This window comes from Exiguobacterium sp. s101, from assembly GCF_018617835.1.
Lineage (GTDB): Bacteria > Bacillota > Bacilli > Exiguobacteriales > Exiguobacteriaceae > Exiguobacterium > Exiguobacterium marinum.
Genome location: NZ_JACSKX010000005.1, coordinates 88,087 through 106,320 on the forward strand (window position 1 = coordinate 88,087; position 18,234 = coordinate 106,320).

Consider the following 18,234-nt stretch of genomic DNA (forward strand, 5'->3'; position numbering starts at 1 on the left):
TTTGATAAGGAGGAAGCAGTATGTCTACAACGTTCAATTTTGATTTGAAAGGTCGTCACTTTTTATCACTAAACGAATTTTCTGGTGAAGAAATCAATTATTTGATCGATTTGTCTGCTGCATTCAAGCGTCAAAAAAAACAAGGTATCCCACATCGGATATGTGAAGGTAAAAATATCGCCCTTCTCTTTGAAAAACCATCGACTCGGACACGATGTGCCTTCACAGTCGCCGCAATTGATTTAGGGATGCATCCGGAATATTTAGGTAAGAACGACATCCAGTTCGGGAAGAAAGAATCAGTACGTGATACGGCCATTGTTCTCGGTCGTATGTTTGACGGGATTCAGTTTCGCGGGTTTGCCCATGAGACGGTCAAGGGTCTTGCTAAAGATGCGGGTGTACCTGTTTGGAACGGTTTGACCGATCTTTATCATCCGACACAAATCTTAGCTGACTTTTTGACAGTGAAAGAACAAAAAGGAGAATTGGCCGGAATCAAGTTTGTGTATGTCGGTGACGGACGAAATAACATGGGCAACACCCTCTTGATCGGCGGCGCAAAAGTAGGGATGGATATGCGTATTTGCGCACCGAAATCACTTTGGCCGTCTGACGAAATTGTCGATTATGCCAAATCAGTCGCAGCTGAAACAGGTGCTGTGATTACTTTAACGGAGAGTATCGAGGAAGCGATGGATCACGCGGACGTCGTCTATACAGACGTATGGGTGTCGATGGGCGAGGAAGCGGCCTTCGCTGAACGGATTGAGCTGTTACGACCGTATCAAGTGAACATGGATATGCTTCAAACGAGTGGCAATCCAGATATCATGTTCTTGCATTGTCTTCCGGCATTCCACGACTTAGAAACAGAAGTTGGTCGGGCGATTCATGAACAGTATGGATTGACGGAGATGGAAGTGACAGATGAGGTGTTCCGGAGTCGTCACTCGTTCGTATTTGATGAAGCTGAAAACCGAATGCATACGATCAAGGCGGTGATGGCAGCAACGCTCACAGAGACACGCGAATGGCTTGAACGTTGACGGACGGTGAGGGGAAATCCCCCTCCCGTTTCATATTAAGCGAAAGGGATGAGTAGAATGTCTACGAAAGTGGAGCATGACTCAGGTGGTTCGGCTGGAGTACATCCTGACAAGCAAGATAAGCGGTTAGGTCTTGGAGCGTTGACGGCACTTGTCGTCGGATCGATGATTGGCGGTGGTGCCTTTAACCTGGCAGCAGATTTGGCTCGAGGTGCGAACGCGGGTGCCATTTTGATCGGGTGGGTTATCACCGGAATCGGGATTATTGCGCTTGGTCTCAGTTTTCAAAATTTGACGAATCGTCGTCCTGACTTGGATGGCGGTGTTTACAGCTATGCACGAGCCGGATTCGGATCATTCGTCGGATTTAACTCGGCATGGGGATATTGGTTATCTGCTTGGCTCGGCAACGTGGCGTATGCCACACTGCTGTTCAGTTCGCTCGGTTATTTCTTCCCAATTTTTGAAGGTGGGCAAAACATTGCCTCGATTGTCGGAGCTTCAATTATGTTGTGGCTTGTGCATACGCTCATCTTGCGAGGGGTGCATGAGGCGTCGATGATTAATATTGTTACGACGATCGCCAAGCTCGTTCCGATTTTTGCATTCATTACGATTAGCTTGTTCTTCTTCAATCTCGAAAACTTCACCTTCGATTTTTGGGGACAAGGCGGCTTCTCATGGGGAAGCGTCCGCGACCAGGTCGTCTCAACGATGCTTGTGACTTTATGGGTATTCATCGGTGTCGAGGGGGCTGTCGTCCTTTCCGGTCGTTCTCGAAAACGTTCCGATGTCGGGAAAGCAACCGTGATTGGGTTACTCGGAACGCTCGTCATCTATTTACTTGTTTCCGTCATGTCACTTGGGCTCATGACGCCCGAAAACGTGGCGAATGCCTCGCAACCGGCGATGGCTTATCTGCTAGAGTCTGCAGTCGGGCCGTGGGGAGCCATGCTCATCAACGGAGGGCTAGTTATCTCTGTACTAGGAGCGTGGCTTGGGTGGACCCTTTTAGCGGCTGAAATCCCATTCGTCGCTGCGAAAGACGGTGTCTTCCCGAAATGGTTCACGAAAGAGAACAAAAATCAGGCTCCAGTCAACGCACTTTGGTTGACGAATGGGTTGATCCAACTTTTCCTCTTCACGTTCTTGATTTCAGATGCAGCGTATAACTTTGCCTTCTCACTCGCTTCAAGTGCTATTTTGATCCCGTACGTGTTCTCAGCATTTTACCAAGTAAAAGTATCGAAAAATAGAATTGGCTACAGTGCAGGTGAGCGGAGAATGCGCGATTTGACGATTGGTTTGGTCGCCTCCATTTACGGACTGTGGCTCATCTATGCCGCAGGAATTGACTATTTGCTTCTCACAACACTTTTATATGCACCGGGCACTCTTCTCTACATGAAAGCGCAGCGTGAAAATGGAATTAAATCACTCACGAAAATAGAGTGGATGGTCGCTGGGGTTTTGACCGCACTTGCCATCTTCGCAGTCATTCGCATACTATCGGGTAATATCTCAGTCATCTGATCGGGGGTATAGATATGAAAAAGAAACGTGTGGTCATCGCCTTGGGTGGTAATGCGATTCAACAAGGGAAAGATGCTACAGCTGAAGCACAGATGCGAGCGGTGGAGGCAACAGCGGAATCTCTTGCCTCACTCATCGCAGAAGGAGTCGACGTCATCATCACGCATGGGAACGGTCCGCAAGTCGGGAATCTGATGTTGCAACAAGCCGCCTCAGATAGTCCAGCAACGCCAGCGATGCCTCTTGACGTATGTGGAGCGATGACGCAAGGGATGATTGGATATTGGTTTGAAAATGCATTGACGAAAGCGCTACGTGCACGTGGCCTTGAACGCGAAGTGGCCTCTCTTGTCACGCGTAGTGTTGTCGACCCAAACGATAGTGCGTTCCACCATCCGACTAAACCAATCGGTCCGTTCTATACAGAGGAAGAGGCACTTCACCTTGAACGAACGACAGGATACGTGTTTAAAGAGGATGCAGGACGAGGGTATCGCCGGGTCGTTCCGAGTCCGGTACCGATGAAAATCGCTGAACACACGGTCATTCGAACACTCGTCGAATCAGGTCACATCGTCGTCGCTTCCGGTGGCGGTGGCATTCCCGTCATGGAGACGCCTGAAGGATATGTCGGTATCGAGGCGGTTATTGATAAAGATTTCGCTGCTGCGAAACTAGCCGATCTCGTCAATGCAGACGCGCTTCTCATCTTGACTGCGGTCGAACATGTATATGTCAACTTTGGGAAGCCGAGTGAGATGGCGCTCCAAGAGGCGTCCAAGGAACAAATAGAAACATACATCGCGGAAGGACAGTTCGCTCCGGGTAGCATGTTGCCAAAAGTAAGAGCGGCCCTGCAGTTCGCAGAGTCTGGTACAAACCGGGTCGCCATTATCACCTCGCTCGATCAAGCATTAGCGGCCATATATGGGGATGCCGGTACGCGTGTCCGCTTGGCCCCTTCTCTTCAACAATAAGAATGTGTCGCAAACGTGAAACGTTTGCGACTTTTTGTTTTCTGTCCCGATTCAAGGGGAAGGAAAGTTGTATGCCAAAAATGAGATTGCTATCATATTTAATGTAAACGTTTGCACTTATTTCAGGAAGGAAGTGACGGAGAGCGGAAATGCTCGTATGTATGCGCCTATTTGAAGAAAATCATGTGTATCAGTCATGGATGAAACCAAAAGCAAAAAGAGAGGCGATCGTGCAGGGAAGCTGCTATCGCTTTACCGTGTTGACGAGTCAGTTGATTCGAATGGAGTACGCGGAAGACGGTGTCTTTGAAGACCGCGCCACCCAAGTTGCGTGGAATCGGGAATTTGATGTGCCAAATTTCCGAGTGGTTGAAGATGAGACGGAACTTCAAATCATCACGGAACATGTTCATTTATATTATACGAAAGGTCCGTTCGCGCCGAATACGCTCTATGTGGACGTGAAAGGGAATTTTAGTACGTATTATAGCCGCTACATGTTCAATGGTCCGGAACGGACGCTGAAAGGGACGGCGCGGACACTCGATCATGTGGACGGGGCGACGGAGTTAGAAGAAGGGATTCTCTCCAAGCAAGGGTATGCGATCATTGATGATTCGTCCTCGTTCTTGATGACGGATGACCGCTTCGTCGAGCCGAGACGAAAAGGAATTCATGACATCTATTACTTTGGATACGGACATAATTATAAACAAGCACTTCGAGACTTTTACACGTTGACGGGTCCGACGCCGATGCTTCCTCGTAAAGCGCTCGGGAACTGGTGGAGTCGCTACTGGCGGTATGACGAACAAGAGTATAAGGCGCTGATGCGTCGCTTTAAATCAGAAGACGTACCGTTTTCAGTCAGTGTTATCGACATGGACTGGCATGTGACAGACATTCCTGAAGAGTACGGGAGTGGTTGGACGGGGTATTCCTGGAATAAAAACCTCTTCCCTGAACCGAAGCGTTTCCTCAGATGGCTAAAAGACGAAGGGATGATGGTGACGCTGAATCTGCATCCCGCAGACGGGGTACGTGCGTTTGAAGACGACTACGCGGCGATGGCTGAAGCGATGGGGATCGATCCGGCATCGGAAGACCGAATCCCGTTTGATTTTTCAGACAAGCGATTCATTCAAGCGTACTTCGAACAGATGCATCATCCGCATGAAGCGGACGGCGTTGACTTTTGGTGGATTGACTGGCAGCAGGGTTCGACGTCGAAGATGGAAGGGCTAGATCCTTTATGGATGCTAAATCACTACCATGCGGTTGATATTGCCCGTGACGGCAAGCGGCCGCTCATTTTCTCTCGTTATTCAGGCCCGGGAAGTCACCGTTATCCGGTCGGATTCTCGGGAGACACAATCATCTCGTGGGCATCACTCGCCTTCCAGCCGTATTTTACCGCAACGGCGACGAACATTGGATACGGTTGGTGGAGTCATGACATTGGTGGACATCATCGTGGTAAAAAAGATGATGAGCTCGCCGCACGATGGGTCGCGTATGGGGTGTTCAGTCCAATCATGCGTCTACACTCAACGTTCAGCACGTTTAACGGCAAAGAACCTTGGCGTTTCGGTATAGAAGTCGAACAGTCGATGAAGCGATTCTTACGACTACGCCACCAACTCATTCCGTACTTGTATACGATGAACTATCGTAATCATGCGGATGCCTTACCGCTCGTGTTACCGATGTATATCGAGCATCCTGACGACGAAGCGGCTTATCAGGTGGCGAACCAATTTTATTTTGGAAGTGAACTCGTCGTCTCCCCGATCGTCACGCCGATGGACCGAAAACTCCACGTTGCCGCGGCGAATGTCTGGTTACCTAAGGGAGAATGGTTCGATTTCTTCACAGGACACCGCTATGAAGGAGATAAAACGATTCGTGTGTTCCGTGGACTCAATCAACAACCGGTCTTCGCCAAAGCGGGTGCTATCGTTCCACTGATGCCACACGAGCCGCACGGAAACGATACGGGGAATCCGAGCGCATTAGAGGTGCTCGTCTTCCCAGGTGCTTCAAATACATTTACGATGTATGAGGACGACGGAGAAAGTAGGGATTATGAAACAGGGGCGTCGCTCGAAACGACGTTCACGCTCGATTGGGAAGCACGTACGCTACACATCGAGATGTCGGGCGACCTGACTCTCGTTCCGCCGAAACGGACGTTGACGATTCTTGTCCGCGGTGTTGTCGGTGATGGTGATTATGATGCAGAGACACAGACGTTACACATTCCATTCGGTGAATTAAAGAAAGAACAGACCGTGACACTTCCGGTCGATGTGACGCAGAACGCACATCGACTCGACCGTCTCTATCGGTTTTTAGACCGCGCGGAAATTGCCTACGACTTGAAAGATCGCCTGTATCAGATGGCCACAACGAAGACACGTCTCGAAGCATGGTTGTTTGATCTTCATGCGTTAGAACTCGATCGAGATTTGCAGGACGCGCTACTTGAACTTATGTTGGACTAAAAGGGGGGAAACCCCTTTTTGTCATGTCAGAAAAATGTTGGATTTTGAAAGCGTTTTCAATGTTATATCATCTATAATGAAAGCAATAGATCTGATTGGAAATGAGGAGATACACATGCGACATAGATGGACTATCGATGATTTACGACAGTTAACGCTTTTTGCGACATGTTCAAGTCGGACGCTTGAACAGCTCATCCCGCACGTCTATTGTAGGACTTATCGGAAAGGGCAACTGTTATTCATGGAAGGTGACCCACGGGAGCGTGTGTATTTTTTGATGAGTGGTTACATTAGGCTCGAACGAATGAATGAGAATGCGACACATCATTACGCCGACTATGTAAAACCGAAACAGTTCTTTCCTTACAACGGTTTGTTCACGGGGGAAGACTATCGCCATACTGCCGAGGCAATGACGGATATTGAAGTCATCTATATTCCGACGGACCGTTTCGAGCGGTTCGTGTCCACACAGTCGAGTATGTTGCTTTATATCATTGGGCAGATGAACCGTATTCTTGATTTACATGAGCGGCGTGTCCAAGAGATTATCACACCGAGTGCAAAAGAGCGCGTCTTGAATACGCTCCATTTTTTGATTGAAGATTTGGGGGAGCCCGACGAACAGGGCGTGCGTGTCCGATGTCCCTTCACCGCGGTTGAACTTTCTCGTTTGTCCGGCACGTCCCGCGAGACGGTCTCAACGATTTTAGCCAAACTTCGTAAAGAAGATGTGCTTCGTATCGATGCCCACCAACTCGTCATCGGGCATCCTGAATATTTTGAGCAAGATATCGATTGACGCCACTCAGATGAGGGCGTCTTTTACATACTCAAACGAGCGGAGCATTCGCTTCAAACCGTGGCATATTGTATAATTAGTGATGAATCTCACAAAGAATTGAACTGTAAATAGAGAAAGGATGAATGCAGTGAAACGACTGCAAGCCCTTGCGTTCGCCGAAAGAAGCCATATCAGCGGACTCGTATTATCTGCGGTCATGATTGGACTCTCCATTTTGGCACAAGCGTATTTAATCGTCGACATTGTCGACCGAATCTTCTTAAAAGATGAATCATTCGAAGCTGTCATCCCGGCATTGCTTTGGCTCGTTGTTGCACTGTTAGTACGGGCGCTTTTCGGTTATGTATCTGGCCGAATCGGTGCGAGCCTATCCGAGAAGGCGAAACAGACGTTACGTCTTCAATTGTTGGATCGCTATGCCACGAGTCCGGTCGAATCGTCCTTGACCGGTCAGTCTGGTAAGAAGGTCAGTGTGTTCATGGATGCCGTTGACGAGGTGGACGCTTACTTCAGTCAATACTGGCCACAAGTCATCCAGACATCGATCATCCCGCTCCTCATTTTGGTCGTCGTTTTTAGCCAACACTGGATTTCGGGTGTCATCATGATGGTGACGGCACCGTTCATCCCGCTGTTTTTCATCATCATCGGGATTGCGACTCAGAAAAAATCCGAAGAACAGATGGAAAAGATGAATCAATTTTCCGGAAAGTTCTTGGATGTTCTGCAAGGATTGACGACGCTGAAACTTTATAACCGTACCGAACAGGAAGCAATTGCAATTGAGAAAAGCAGCCTCGATTTTCGGGATGCGACAATGATTGTGTTGAAGACAGCATTCTTGTCCGGTCTCATGCTCGAATTTATCTCCATGCTCAGCACCGGGGTTGTGGCACTAGAAGTCGCACTACAGATGGTCGTTTGGGAGAATCTCACGTTCTTCTCAGGCTTTTTAATCTTGGTGTTGGCACCGGAGTATTACTTGGCCATTAAAGATTTAGGCAGCGCCTTCCATACGGGTCGAGGCAGTATGGGCGCGGCGGATCGAATCTTTGAGGTGCTAGACGCCCCGGATGATCGTACTCAATGGGGAACGAAGTCGCTTGATTCACGGACACCAGACCTTGAACTCGAGGACATATCGTTCGAATATGCAGGCGGGCGCTTTGCGCTTCAGCCGTTGAGTGGTCGCATTTCATCCGGTACCCACCTCGCTTTAGTCGGTGCGAGCGGATCTGGGAAGACGACGGTGCTCAACGTCATCTCCGGACTCCTGCAAGTGAAGTCGGGACGCGTCCTCGTGGACGGCGAACCACTTCATACGTTTGGTGAGTCTGCCTGGTATGGAAACATTGCGTATATCTCTCAAAACCCGTATCTATTTGCGGGGACACTCGCCGACAATATTTCTTTAGGTGAGGCGGCCGATGAGTGGGAATTACAAGAAGCAGTCGAGGCAGCTGGATTATCTGAGGTGATTGCACACTTGCCGAACGGGATCTGGACGGAGCTTGGGGAAGGTGGATTTGGGTTATCCGGCGGTGAAAGACAACGTCTGGCACTCGCTCGAGCCTTCTTTAAACGACCAGGGATCTTACTGTTTGATGAACCGACGACCGGTCTCGATTTGAAAACAGAGCGAATCGTCAGACGTTCCATCGATGAGCTTTCCAAAGATGCAACGTTGATCACGGTGGCACATCGCCTGCATACAATCAAAGAGGCGGATACGATTTGGTTTATGGATGACGGGAAGCGAATCGCAGAAGGGACTCATGAAGCATTGCTCGCTGTCCCAGAGTATGCGGAACTATTTGCGCTTCAGAAAGGGGTGAGTCGATGAACTCGCTTTGGACAATCACAAAATGGATGATGCGCGAGAAAAAAGATATTCTTCTCTCTATCTTCTTTGGATACGCAGCCGGATTAGCGGCGGTCGCCTTGTTTGCGGCAAGTGGATACCTCGTCTCGCGGGCAGGACTCGTCCCGCCCCTATATGCGCTCATGGTACCCGTCGTTTTGATTAAACTGTTCGGGGTCATTCGAGCAGGAAGTCGTTACCGAGAGCGCCTTGCTTCACACCGAGCGACATTTACGATTTTGAGTGAGCTACGCGTTCGGTTTTATCGACAACTTGAACCACTCGTACCGTCTATTTTCGCAAAATATCGGAGCGGGGATTTACTTTCGCGCGTCGTCGGAGATGTTGAGAGTCTTCAAAACTACTTTCTCCGTGTATTTTATCCGCCAATCATACTCGTGCTCGTCTTCTTAAGTACAATCTTTTTTATCACTTTCTTCTCATTTGCGGTCAGTCTATGGATTTTACTCGGTGTACTCGTCACCGGCTTCTTGATTCCGCTCGGATTTGCTCGAATTCGCGCTCGTCATGATGAGACGATTCGTTCGTTACGTGGGGATGTGTCGATTCAATTGACAGAGATGCTATACGGGCACCGGGATTTGAAACTTCATTACCAACTCGATCGCACGAAACAAGCTGTCTACACGCGTAGTGAACGTTACATGGAGGCGGAGCGGAAAGACGCGACGAATCAATTTTTTAATTCGTCACTCGTCGTCGCAGCCTCGTTACTCGTCTCATGGGGCGTATTGACAATTGGTGCGTATCAGGTGGTAAACGGAGACTTGAACGGTTTATTCTTGGCAATGCTCATCATGATGTCGCTCACCGCGTTTGAGAATACGACACCGATGGCTGTGTTCCCAGGACACTTTGCAGACAGTAAACAAGCAGCCGATCGTTTGTTTGAAGTGACAGAACCGAGTGAAGTGATTGAGGCGTTTGAAGCGAAACGACAGGACGTGACTTTCGCTGCTCCCCCGTCGATTTCCTTTGAAGAGGTTCGCTATCGTTATCCAGATACGTATCGAGATGTGGTTGATGAGGTGACGTTACACATCCCGAGCGGTTCGAAGACGGTCATCGTCGGACCGAGTGGATCCGGGAAATCAACGTTGCTTCAACTATTGTTAGCATTCGTTCGAACGGAAAAAGGTGCGATAAGATTGGATGACAAAAACCTGAATGACATCAAACAGACAGCCATTTGGCGTCATGCGAGCGTCGTCTTGCAAGACAATCATTTCTTTTACGGCACCGTACGAGAAAACCTGGCGTTAGCCGGTGACTTCACAGATGAAGAGATGAACGTAGCTCTTGAGCGCGTCCGTTTGGCATTCTTGCTAGACGAACCGGTCCTTGAAAAAGGGGCAAACTTGTCAGGTGGAGAACGCCAACGTCTAGCCATCGCACGGGCACTTCTCAAAAACGGGCTACTCTGGTTGCTCGATGAACCGACATCGGCACTCGATGCAGGAACGGAGGCCCATGTCTTTTCTGAACTGTTACAGCAAGCGGGAGCAGGCACACTCATCCTCGTCAGTCACCGTTTGACGGGTTTAGAGACATTTGATCAAATCATTGTCATGGAAGCTGGACGGATTGTCGAGGTCGGTTCATACGAGGAGCTGATGACGAAACGTGGCATGTTCTATGAATTGAAACAAATCGAGCAAGAAGTGTTCGCATAATGAAAAGACGAGCAGCCCCGTCGATGGGCTGCTCGTCTTGTTTTTGGCAAATATGGGTGCAACAAATGGGGGTTGTCGCAATGCTTTCAAAAAGAGTGTCGTGGAGGGGAATCCACGTGACGTGATGTGTTTGGGGAACGTGCACGTCAAGCTTGTGGGAAGCTACAACTAGAGTATAGTTGATAACGATTATCATTGTCAATAAAAAATGCAGAAAAAAAGTCCCACACATGGAAACATGTATGGGAAATCAATCATCTGTTCAGTTCGAGGCGACGCCTTTTTGAACCGTGAACCGAATTAGACTGAACAAGTATCTCGTGTAGAAGAGCGCGAACGCATAGAATAGCGCGATGAACGGTGATTGAAGATCAATCCCGGGAATGTTCATTAAAAACTCTAATACGAGAATGGATAATAAGAACACGTAGAGAGAGGCATCTAGATAGAGTGGCATGAGACGACCACGCTGATGCCAAAATGTACGAATGAGTGGTGCCACTGTCATCCCGACGATTCGTTCAGCAAAGCCGATACTGAGCACAGCGATGATGAAAGACGAAACGGTGTTGAATGCCACTAACTCGGAGAACACAAATCCTGAAATCAATAAGAGTGGACCTATGACGATCATCATCGAAAGCGACGTACGGAAGAAAATCCATAGGTTTTGTTGAATCGAACGAAATCCCCCGAGCGTTGATTGTTGAAGTGTCTTGCCACGTTTATAGTCAATCGCGAACGAGCCGATAAACATAATTCCAAACAAAGATAACAAAATTGACATGAACGATGTTTCCCCTTTTCTGAATAAATCATGATGTACCAATCTGAACCAAAGTCTAGCCTAGTGTAACGATTCATTTCGAGAAAGTAAAGCGAGAAAATATGTTCATGTGTGAAGCGTTCGACACATTAAGAAGCAAGGATGAAACGATTTCGACCAGACTCTTTTGCGTGATATAATGCTTCATCCGCATGTTTCAACACGCTATCGATTTCAATATCATTTGAATGGCAGGCGCCGAGCGAAACGGTAATGTGTAGCGTACCAGCGCTCGTCTCGAACGGGAACGTTGAAACCTTTTCCCGAATAGATTCAGCAAGCCGTGACACTTCTTCTCGATTGGCGTGAGGCATGACGATTAAAAATTCTTCGCCGCCGAAGCGACCGACTAAATGCCGCTCATTGCTTTCGTTGACGAGGAGCATGCCGAGTTCGCGCAAGACATCATCGCCGACGTCGTGACCGTACGTATCATTCACGCGTTTGAAGTGATCAATATCAACCAAGATTAACGCATACTCTTCTGCCTCGACCGTCAAGTTGGCCATGGCTTCGTTCAAGAGCCTGCGGTTGGCAATTCCGGTGAGTGCGTCCGTGCGTGCTAGTTGTTGTTGATGCTGAACGTTCTCGAAATGCCGACGCAATTCGAGCAGCAGTCGATAGGCGGCACAAGCTCCGCCATAAGACATTAGTGTATATACAATCAAAACAGGATAGAATAAATTAAGTGGCAACGCAGCGTAAATTGCCGACCCAAAGATAGCGATGCTGATTGTTATAAAAATAAGTAGTGTCGGACGCGTATTATCCATCCGCTTTCTAAGAATACTGGTAGATGCGACGAGAAGTACCATTGTCGCAACGGCGAGATAAAGCCCGAACATGGAACCGTCTGTCAATAAAATGATAAAAAACCGACCTGATAATAAAATAATGCCAGCGACAGCACCGCTTACCCAACCGCCAAATAGTACACCGAGCATGATTGGAATAGCGCGTAAATCAATGAGCACACCTTCGAGTGGTAACGCATTACCTAATAGGAGTAAAGCGATCAGTCCAGTTTGCACCCCGAGTAAGACTCTCCCCTTCAAAGGAGATTGTGGTGTTAAGCGAGGCCGATTGCGAAACGGCAAAAAGGAAATTGTGAAGAGCGTAAACAAGATACACAGGTTGATGAAGAACGCATTAATAATTGTGAGCATCGAAGCTCCCCCTTATGCTGCATGGAAATATTTAGTTATAGTATATAGTATCTTATTGGAAATAGATAAGAATAATATGCGGGCTAAAAGTCAGTCTCTTCAGGGTTCTTCAAGACAATATCACTAAACTCCTTGTTCATACGAAGAGATATTCCTCATCTTTTATAACTTTCGTTATCGAAAATCGAAAGTTTGGTATGATAAGAGAAAAGGAGGACTGTCCGTGCGTTACTGGGATCATTTTAAACGAGCGTTTATTCCGATTGCGCTCATTTTGATTGGATTAGCGATCTTTTATACTTTATCGGCCAGAGATAATATTGTATTGACGCTTTTAGGGGCTGCGATTGTAGGAGTCATTTTATTTTTAGTGATGCGTCATGTGAATCAGGTCGAAGAAGACTGAAACGAGAACACATTTTGTGATTCTCGTTTTTTGTTGTCTAGCGACGTTTTTGGGTACACTACAAAGTAAGGAGGGATTTATCATGACAATAGCTACATTTGCGGGAGGCTGTTTCTGGTGTATGGTCAAACCGTTTCATAAATATGAGGGAGTCGAACGTGTCATCTCGGGATATACGGGTGGACATGTGGATAATCCGACGTATCAACAGGTCTGTTCGGAAACAACAGGACACTTAGAGGCGATTGAGATTACGTTCGACCCCGAAATCATCTCTTACGAGGAGTTGCTTCGCATCTATTGGCGTCAAATCGACCCGACAGATGGTGGGGGACAATTCAATGATCGCGGCGAATCGTACCGTCCGGCCATCTTCTATCACTCAGATGAGCAACGGGCTGCAGCAGAGCGTTCGAAACAGGAAGTGGAAGACTCAGGTCGTTTTGACCGTTCCATCGAAGTCGACATCCGTCCGGCGAAAACGTTCTGGGAAGCGGAAGACTATCATCAAGATTATTATAAAAAAAATCCATTCCGCTATGAGATGTATCGTGTCGGTTCGGGGCGTGCGAAATTCATAAAAGAAGCATGGAGCGACCGGAAACTTCAGCAGACACTCCGTGAGCGCTTGACACCGATGCAATATAAAGTGACGCAAGAAAATGGAACAGAACCACCGTTTCAAAATGAATATTGGAATGAAGAACGGGAAGGGCTGTACGTCGACATCATCGATGGAACACCACTCTTTACGTCTCAAGATAAGTTCCAATCCAATTGTGGATGGCCAAGCTTCTCACGTCCAATCGAAGAGAAACAAGTCGATTTGAATATGGATACGACACATCATATGGTTCGAACAGAAGTTCGTTCAAAACAAGGGGACAGCCATCTCGGACATGTGTTTGATGATGGACCGAAAGAACTTGGCGGTCTACGGTATTGCATCAACTCAGCCGCTCTCCGATTCATTCCGGTAGATGAGCTCGAAGAAGCCGGGTACGGGGAATATAGACACTTATTCAACAAGTGAAGGGGAGAGTCGTATGTTCACAGCCGTCAAACAACAAATTCGAAGTGAGACGATCGGAACCGTCCTTGATTTTTATGACCAGTCGATTCGGCATCTATCTGAAACGGCGAGACAAGAAAAGTATGACAAGATGAGTTCGAGCCCGTTTTCGTTTTTTCGAGGGAGCTCCCACCTGTTCTATTACGACTTTGCGAAAGTTCCAATCGCATTTGATACCGGCCCTGATTACCCGACGTTTATTCAAGGAGACTTACACTTTGAGAATTTCGGTGTATTTGAAGACGGTGCCGGTACAATCATTTATGACGTAAACGACTTTGACGAGGCGTACATCGGTTCCTATCTGTTTGATTTGTTGCGGATGGTGGTTTCCATCGATTTATTTGCGGCTGAATCCGGATTTGATGGTCAAGCGGCAATTCGAGCTTTTGCCGAGTCATATGCGGGAGCGATTGAAAAACATGCGAAAGGTCAAAGTGAACACATTCAGTTTACGAAAGAGAATACGTGTAAAGCCGTCAAAAAAGTAATCAAAAAAGCGGAGAAAAAGAAAGATGATTTTATGTCCGAACGGACGGAAGTACGGGACGAAGAACGTTACTTTTCTACGAGTGAGGATTTGATTCCACTTTCATCGGACGTGCGAGAGAGAATTGTGGCAGGATGGGGAGATTATTTATCTTCTTTGTCAGATGAACATCGTCATCACGCCGATCATTATGAAATTAAAGACATCGCCATCAAGCTACAAAGCGGTACAGCTTCCATCGGTCTAGAGCGTTACTATATTTTAATTGAAGGAGCGGACAAAGAGCACGATGAAGATGTCATTTTAGAGATGAAACAGGCGCAGTCCGCTGTCCCATCTCTCTTTCTGCCGGCGCACCCGCTATTTGAGAACGGGTTGTCGCACGAAGGGGCGCGTGTCGTTGCCGCGCAACGGGCAATGGTTCACAGTCGTGACCCTTATCTTGGGTATTTAACGATTGATGGAAAAGAATATTATGTAAGGCAACGTTCGCTGTATAAGCGGAAAGTAAAGGCGAAGCATATGAAAGACGAAACGTCACTCATTGAAACGTTAAAAGTACAAGCCCAAATCACTGCGAAAATTCATGCACGGGCCGATGCGACCTCAAACGTATTAGATTATACGGCGAGTGAACGGATCACCGCGGCGATTGGTGATTCTCCATCTTTATTTATCCGCCAATTGTCGAGATGGGCTAACTTTTATGCGAATCAAGTTCGTTTTGACTATGACGCCTTTTTAAAATGGGTTGAGACAAGGAATCGTTAAGAATACTTGCGAATCGATGGTGAAATCCTGCAAAATGGTAGCGTAAAGGATGTGTACGGACTATGATTACAGAACAACAAGTCATTGCCCAGATGCGTCAGGTGATGGTACAGGTTGAATCGTCAACAGGTGAAGTACAGAAGCGTCACTTAGCAAAGCTGATGGGCTTTTGTGAACTGCTTCTAGCAGAGACGTCAGGTGTGAAGAGTGTCGACACAACACAATCGACGATACCGGCGAATGAGACGAAACCACCACTCGATCGACAGATGGCGGCTTTCCTTGGGATTCCGATGGAGGAAGACGAGCAACCCAAATCGGATTCATTGCTCGATTTTTGAACCACACGTAGCCTACGTGTGGTTTTTTCTTGATTCACATTCATTGACTTAAATACCTTAGGGGGTATAATAAGTATAAGAATTGAAATTAAATGGAGGCATAAATATGTTGGATTTTCTTTTTGTAGCGGTCGTCATTGGACTCGTGTATTTCTGGTGGAGTCGTCGTAACAACGTCAAAACGGTTTCGACAGACGACTTGAAGCGAAGAATCGCGGAAGAGCGAAACCTTCAATTGTTAGATGTGCGTGAACCGCATGAATATCGTGGCGGACACATCAAGCAAGCGAAAAATGTCCCCCTTTCAGGATTCGGGAATGCGCAATCGAAATATCCGAAAGAAAAAGAACGTCCTGTTTACGTCATCTGTCAGAGTGGGATGCGAAGCCAACGTGCCGCAGCGATGCTCAAGAGTGCCGGATACACGGACGTCTATTCGGTAAAAGGCGGAATGAACTTTTGGCGAGGATGATTGAAGCGACTGAACAGATTCGTTCAGTCGCTTTTTTGTCACCACGTTTTCACTTTTGCATTTTCGGGGATTCTGCTACGGTAGGGAGAGAGTGAAAGAGAGGGGAACATCCAATGGCAGTTATTTTATTTGATATTGATGGCACGTTAGTAGATACAACCGGACCGATGACACAGGCGATTCATGAGGCGCTCGAGGAACTTCCGCACCTTCCAAAACCGAGTGAAGAGGCTATCCGCTCTGGATATGGGTTGGCAGGCAACGCGTTTTGGGAACATGTCATCCCTGAAGCGACACTTGAAGAGATTCACCTCATTCGCAGGTTGCGTCACACGACGTTGGAGAAGGCAGTAGAAGGACAAAATGTTTTATTTGACGGAATTCGTAACATGTTGGAGACGCTTCACGAGCAAGGCCACACGCTGACGACAGCGAGTAACTGCGGCGTTCATTACATGAACCTGATATTAGATACGCAACAGATTCGTCCATATATGACGACACCTGAATGCTTGGAGTCTGTCGGCGGCGAAAAAAAGGCAGATATTCTTACAGCTCACCGTGTCCGTCATGGTGAGGGAGACTATATCATGGTCGGGGATCGTAAGTCAGATGTAGAGGCGGCCCGCGCCCACGACTTCCCGGTCGTCTTAACAGGATTCGGGTTCGGCAATGAAGAAGAGTGGGCGCTTGCGGATCACGTAATCAAGTCGCCGAACGATTTAGTCGAATGGATCAATCGATAATAAAAGGCTTGTCGCGCGTGCCGACAAGCCTTTTTGAATACCTGGATTCACAATCCGAGTGAGATATATTTCACTTCTAAAAACTCCTCGATGCCGTGATGGCCACCTTCTCGTCCGAGTCCACTCTCTTTCCATCCACCGAACGGCGCTTGAGGTGTTGACGGGAGCCCGTCATTCACACCGACGATTCCGTACTCTAAAGATTCCGCTAAATAGACCGCTTCATTGATATCTTGCGTGAAGAGATAGGCAGCTAACCCGAACGGAGTATTGTTCGCCCGATTGATGACTTCATCGAGGGAGTCGAATGTGGCAATCGGTGCGACCGGACCGAACGTTTCCTCATTCATGCAGAGCATGTCTTCATTCGCATAGCGGATGACCGCAGGACGAATGAATAAACCGTCTAACACTTCGCCGCCGTATACTTCACCCCCACGAATCTGGGCGTCCTCGATATGTTTTTCGACCTTACTAAGGGCATCGTCATCGATGAGTGGTCCGATATCGACACCTTCTTCTAACCCATTCCCAACTTTTAAAGATTCGACCTCTTTGATGAAACGCTCCGAGAATTCATCGATGACAGCGCGTTCGACATAAATCCGGTTGGCACAGACGCACGTCTGTCCGCCGTTGCGGAACTTGGTCGCGACTGCCTGCGGGACGGCTTTATCTAAGTCTGCCTTGGCCGTGACGATGAGCGGGGCGTGCCCACCTAGCTCGAGTGAAATTTTTTTCATCGTGTCCGCCGCATCACGCATAAGCATTTTTCCGACCTCTGTTGAGCCTGTGAACGTCAATTTTCGGACTCGTTTATCTTGTTGCCACGCTTTGACGAGGTCGGAAGCTTGTCCTGTCACCAAGTTGATGACCCCTTTTGGGAATCCTGCTTTCTCGGCTAATTTCACGAGTTCAATGGCAGTCAGTGGAGTCGCTGATGCAGGTTTTATAACGACCGTGCAGCCTGCAGCGAGTGCCGGAGCAACTTTTCGCGTGATCATGGCAGCCGGGAAGTTCCAAGGGGTGATTGCTGCGATGACCCCGATCGGTTGCTTGATGGCAAAGATGCGCTTTTGGTTCGATGAGGCAGGAATCGTCTCACCATACACACGGCGACCTTCCGCTGCGTACCAGTCGATGAATCCGTTCGCGTAGTTGATTTCACCAATTGCTTCTTTAAGCGGTTTCCCTTGTTCCTCGACCATTGTTCGGGCAAGCTCTTCCGTATGTTCTGCAATTAAACGATGCCACTCATTAAGTAATTCGCCTCGTTCTTCTGCGGTCTTTTGTTGCCATTCCCGGAGTGACTCATGCGCGGCATCGACGGCTTGTGTCGCTTCTTTCGTATCGCTTTTTGTCACGACGGCCATGACATTTCCTGTCGCCGGATTGCGTACTTCGATTGTTTGATCGGTTTCAGTCCATTCCCCGTTAATGTAGTTTTTCTCTTCTCGCATCTTGATTTCCCCTTTCCAAAAAGTGCACAGTTAATTAGAGGATACCCGTTTTTCTGAA

General features: G+C 47.9%; 16 protein-coding genes. 13 read left to right on the forward strand and 3 right to left on the reverse strand.

Annotated elements, in window-relative coordinates; translation table 11 throughout:
* Window positions 1-20: 20 nt before the first annotated feature.
* From argF to cydC, 7 genes are all read left to right on the forward strand, one after another.
* Window positions 21-1,049 (forward strand): ornithine carbamoyltransferase, encoded by a 1,029-nt coding sequence (gene argF, locus KNO76_RS06160; protein ID WP_026824950.1) that lies wholly within the window; start codon window positions 21-23, stop codon window positions 1,047-1,049.
* Between the two features lie 57 nt (window positions 1,050-1,106).
* Window positions 1,107-2,582: an arginine-ornithine antiporter gene (gene arcD / locus KNO76_RS06165; RefSeq protein ID WP_214883635.1), complete on the forward strand. Its 1,476-nt coding sequence runs from the start codon at window positions 1,107-1,109 to the stop codon at window positions 2,580-2,582.
* A gap of 14 nt (window positions 2,583-2,596) precedes the next feature.
* Window positions 2,597-3,559: a carbamate kinase gene (gene arcC / locus KNO76_RS06170; RefSeq protein WP_026824952.1), complete on the forward strand. Its 963-nt coding sequence runs from the start codon at window positions 2,597-2,599 to the stop codon at window positions 3,557-3,559.
* Between the two features lie 149 nt (window positions 3,560-3,708).
* Complete coding sequence (locus KNO76_RS06175; protein WP_251127911.1) at window positions 3,709-6,063, forward strand: glycoside hydrolase family 31 protein; 2,355 nt, start codon at window positions 3,709-3,711, stop codon at window positions 6,061-6,063.
* 115 nt (window positions 6,064-6,178) lie between these two features.
* Window positions 6,179-6,868 carry a Crp/Fnr family transcriptional regulator gene (locus KNO76_RS06180; protein ID WP_026824954.1) on the forward strand — a complete coding sequence of 230 codons (690 nt, stop codon included), beginning with the start codon at window positions 6,179-6,181 and terminating at the stop codon, window positions 6,866-6,868.
* Window positions 6,869-6,989: 121 nt separating this feature from the next.
* Window positions 6,990-8,714, forward strand: coding sequence for a thiol reductant ABC exporter subunit CydD (gene cydD / locus KNO76_RS06185; RefSeq protein ID WP_214883639.1), 1,725 nt, complete (start codon window positions 6,990-6,992; stop codon window positions 8,712-8,714).
* Window positions 8,711-10,426, forward strand: a complete 1,716-nt coding sequence (gene cydC, locus KNO76_RS06190; RefSeq protein WP_214883643.1) for a thiol reductant ABC exporter subunit CydC — start codon at window positions 8,711-8,713, stop codon at window positions 10,424-10,426. The genes cydD and cydC overlap by 4 nt, the downstream gene beginning before the upstream one ends.
* Before the next feature lie 262 nt (window positions 10,427-10,688).
* Here cydC and KNO76_RS06195 read toward each other — a convergent pair whose 3' ends face one another.
* Window positions 10,689-11,213 (reverse strand): hypothetical protein, encoded by a 525-nt coding sequence (locus KNO76_RS06195; protein ID WP_214703090.1) that lies wholly within the window; start codon window positions 11,211-11,213, stop codon window positions 10,689-10,691.
* Between the two features lie 128 nt (window positions 11,214-11,341).
* On the reverse strand, window positions 11,342-12,418 hold the full coding sequence (locus KNO76_RS06200) for a diguanylate cyclase (protein ID WP_214883646.1): 1,077 nt from the start codon (window positions 12,416-12,418) through the stop codon (window positions 11,342-11,344).
* Between the two features lie 223 nt (window positions 12,419-12,641).
* Between KNO76_RS06200 and KNO76_RS06205 the strand changes: the two genes are divergently transcribed.
* From KNO76_RS06205 to KNO76_RS06230, 6 genes are all read left to right on the forward strand, one after another.
* Window positions 12,642-12,824: a hypothetical protein gene (locus KNO76_RS06205; RefSeq protein WP_026824959.1), complete on the forward strand. Its 183-nt coding sequence runs from the start codon at window positions 12,642-12,644 to the stop codon at window positions 12,822-12,824.
* Window positions 12,825-12,906: 82 nt separating this feature from the next.
* Entirely contained in the window at window positions 12,907-13,857 is a 951-nt protein-coding gene (msrA, locus tag KNO76_RS06210) for a peptide-methionine (S)-S-oxide reductase MsrA (RefSeq protein WP_214883649.1), read from the forward strand.
* Between the two features lie 13 nt (window positions 13,858-13,870).
* Window positions 13,871-15,157, forward strand: a complete 1,287-nt coding sequence (locus KNO76_RS06215) for a DUF2252 domain-containing protein (RefSeq protein ID WP_214883652.1) — start codon at window positions 13,871-13,873, stop codon at window positions 15,155-15,157.
* Window positions 15,158-15,219: 62 nt separating this feature from the next.
* Window positions 15,220-15,498, forward strand: coding sequence for a DUF5327 family protein (locus tag KNO76_RS06220; RefSeq protein WP_026824962.1), 279 nt, complete (start codon window positions 15,220-15,222; stop codon window positions 15,496-15,498).
* A 106-nt stretch (window positions 15,499-15,604) separates the two neighbouring features.
* On the forward strand, window positions 15,605-15,970 hold the full coding sequence (locus KNO76_RS06225; protein WP_034770819.1) for a rhodanese-like domain-containing protein: 366 nt from the start codon (window positions 15,605-15,607) through the stop codon (window positions 15,968-15,970).
* Window positions 15,971-16,083: 113 nt separating this feature from the next.
* Entirely contained in the window at window positions 16,084-16,716 is a 633-nt protein-coding gene (locus tag KNO76_RS06230) for an HAD family hydrolase (protein WP_214883655.1), read from the forward strand.
* 47 nt (window positions 16,717-16,763) lie between these two features.
* Here KNO76_RS06230 and KNO76_RS06235 read toward each other — a convergent pair whose 3' ends face one another.
* Complete coding sequence (locus tag KNO76_RS06235; RefSeq protein ID WP_214883657.1) at window positions 16,764-18,176, reverse strand: NAD-dependent succinate-semialdehyde dehydrogenase; 1,413 nt, start codon at window positions 18,174-18,176, stop codon at window positions 16,764-16,766.
* Window positions 18,177-18,234 lie beyond the last annotated feature (58 nt).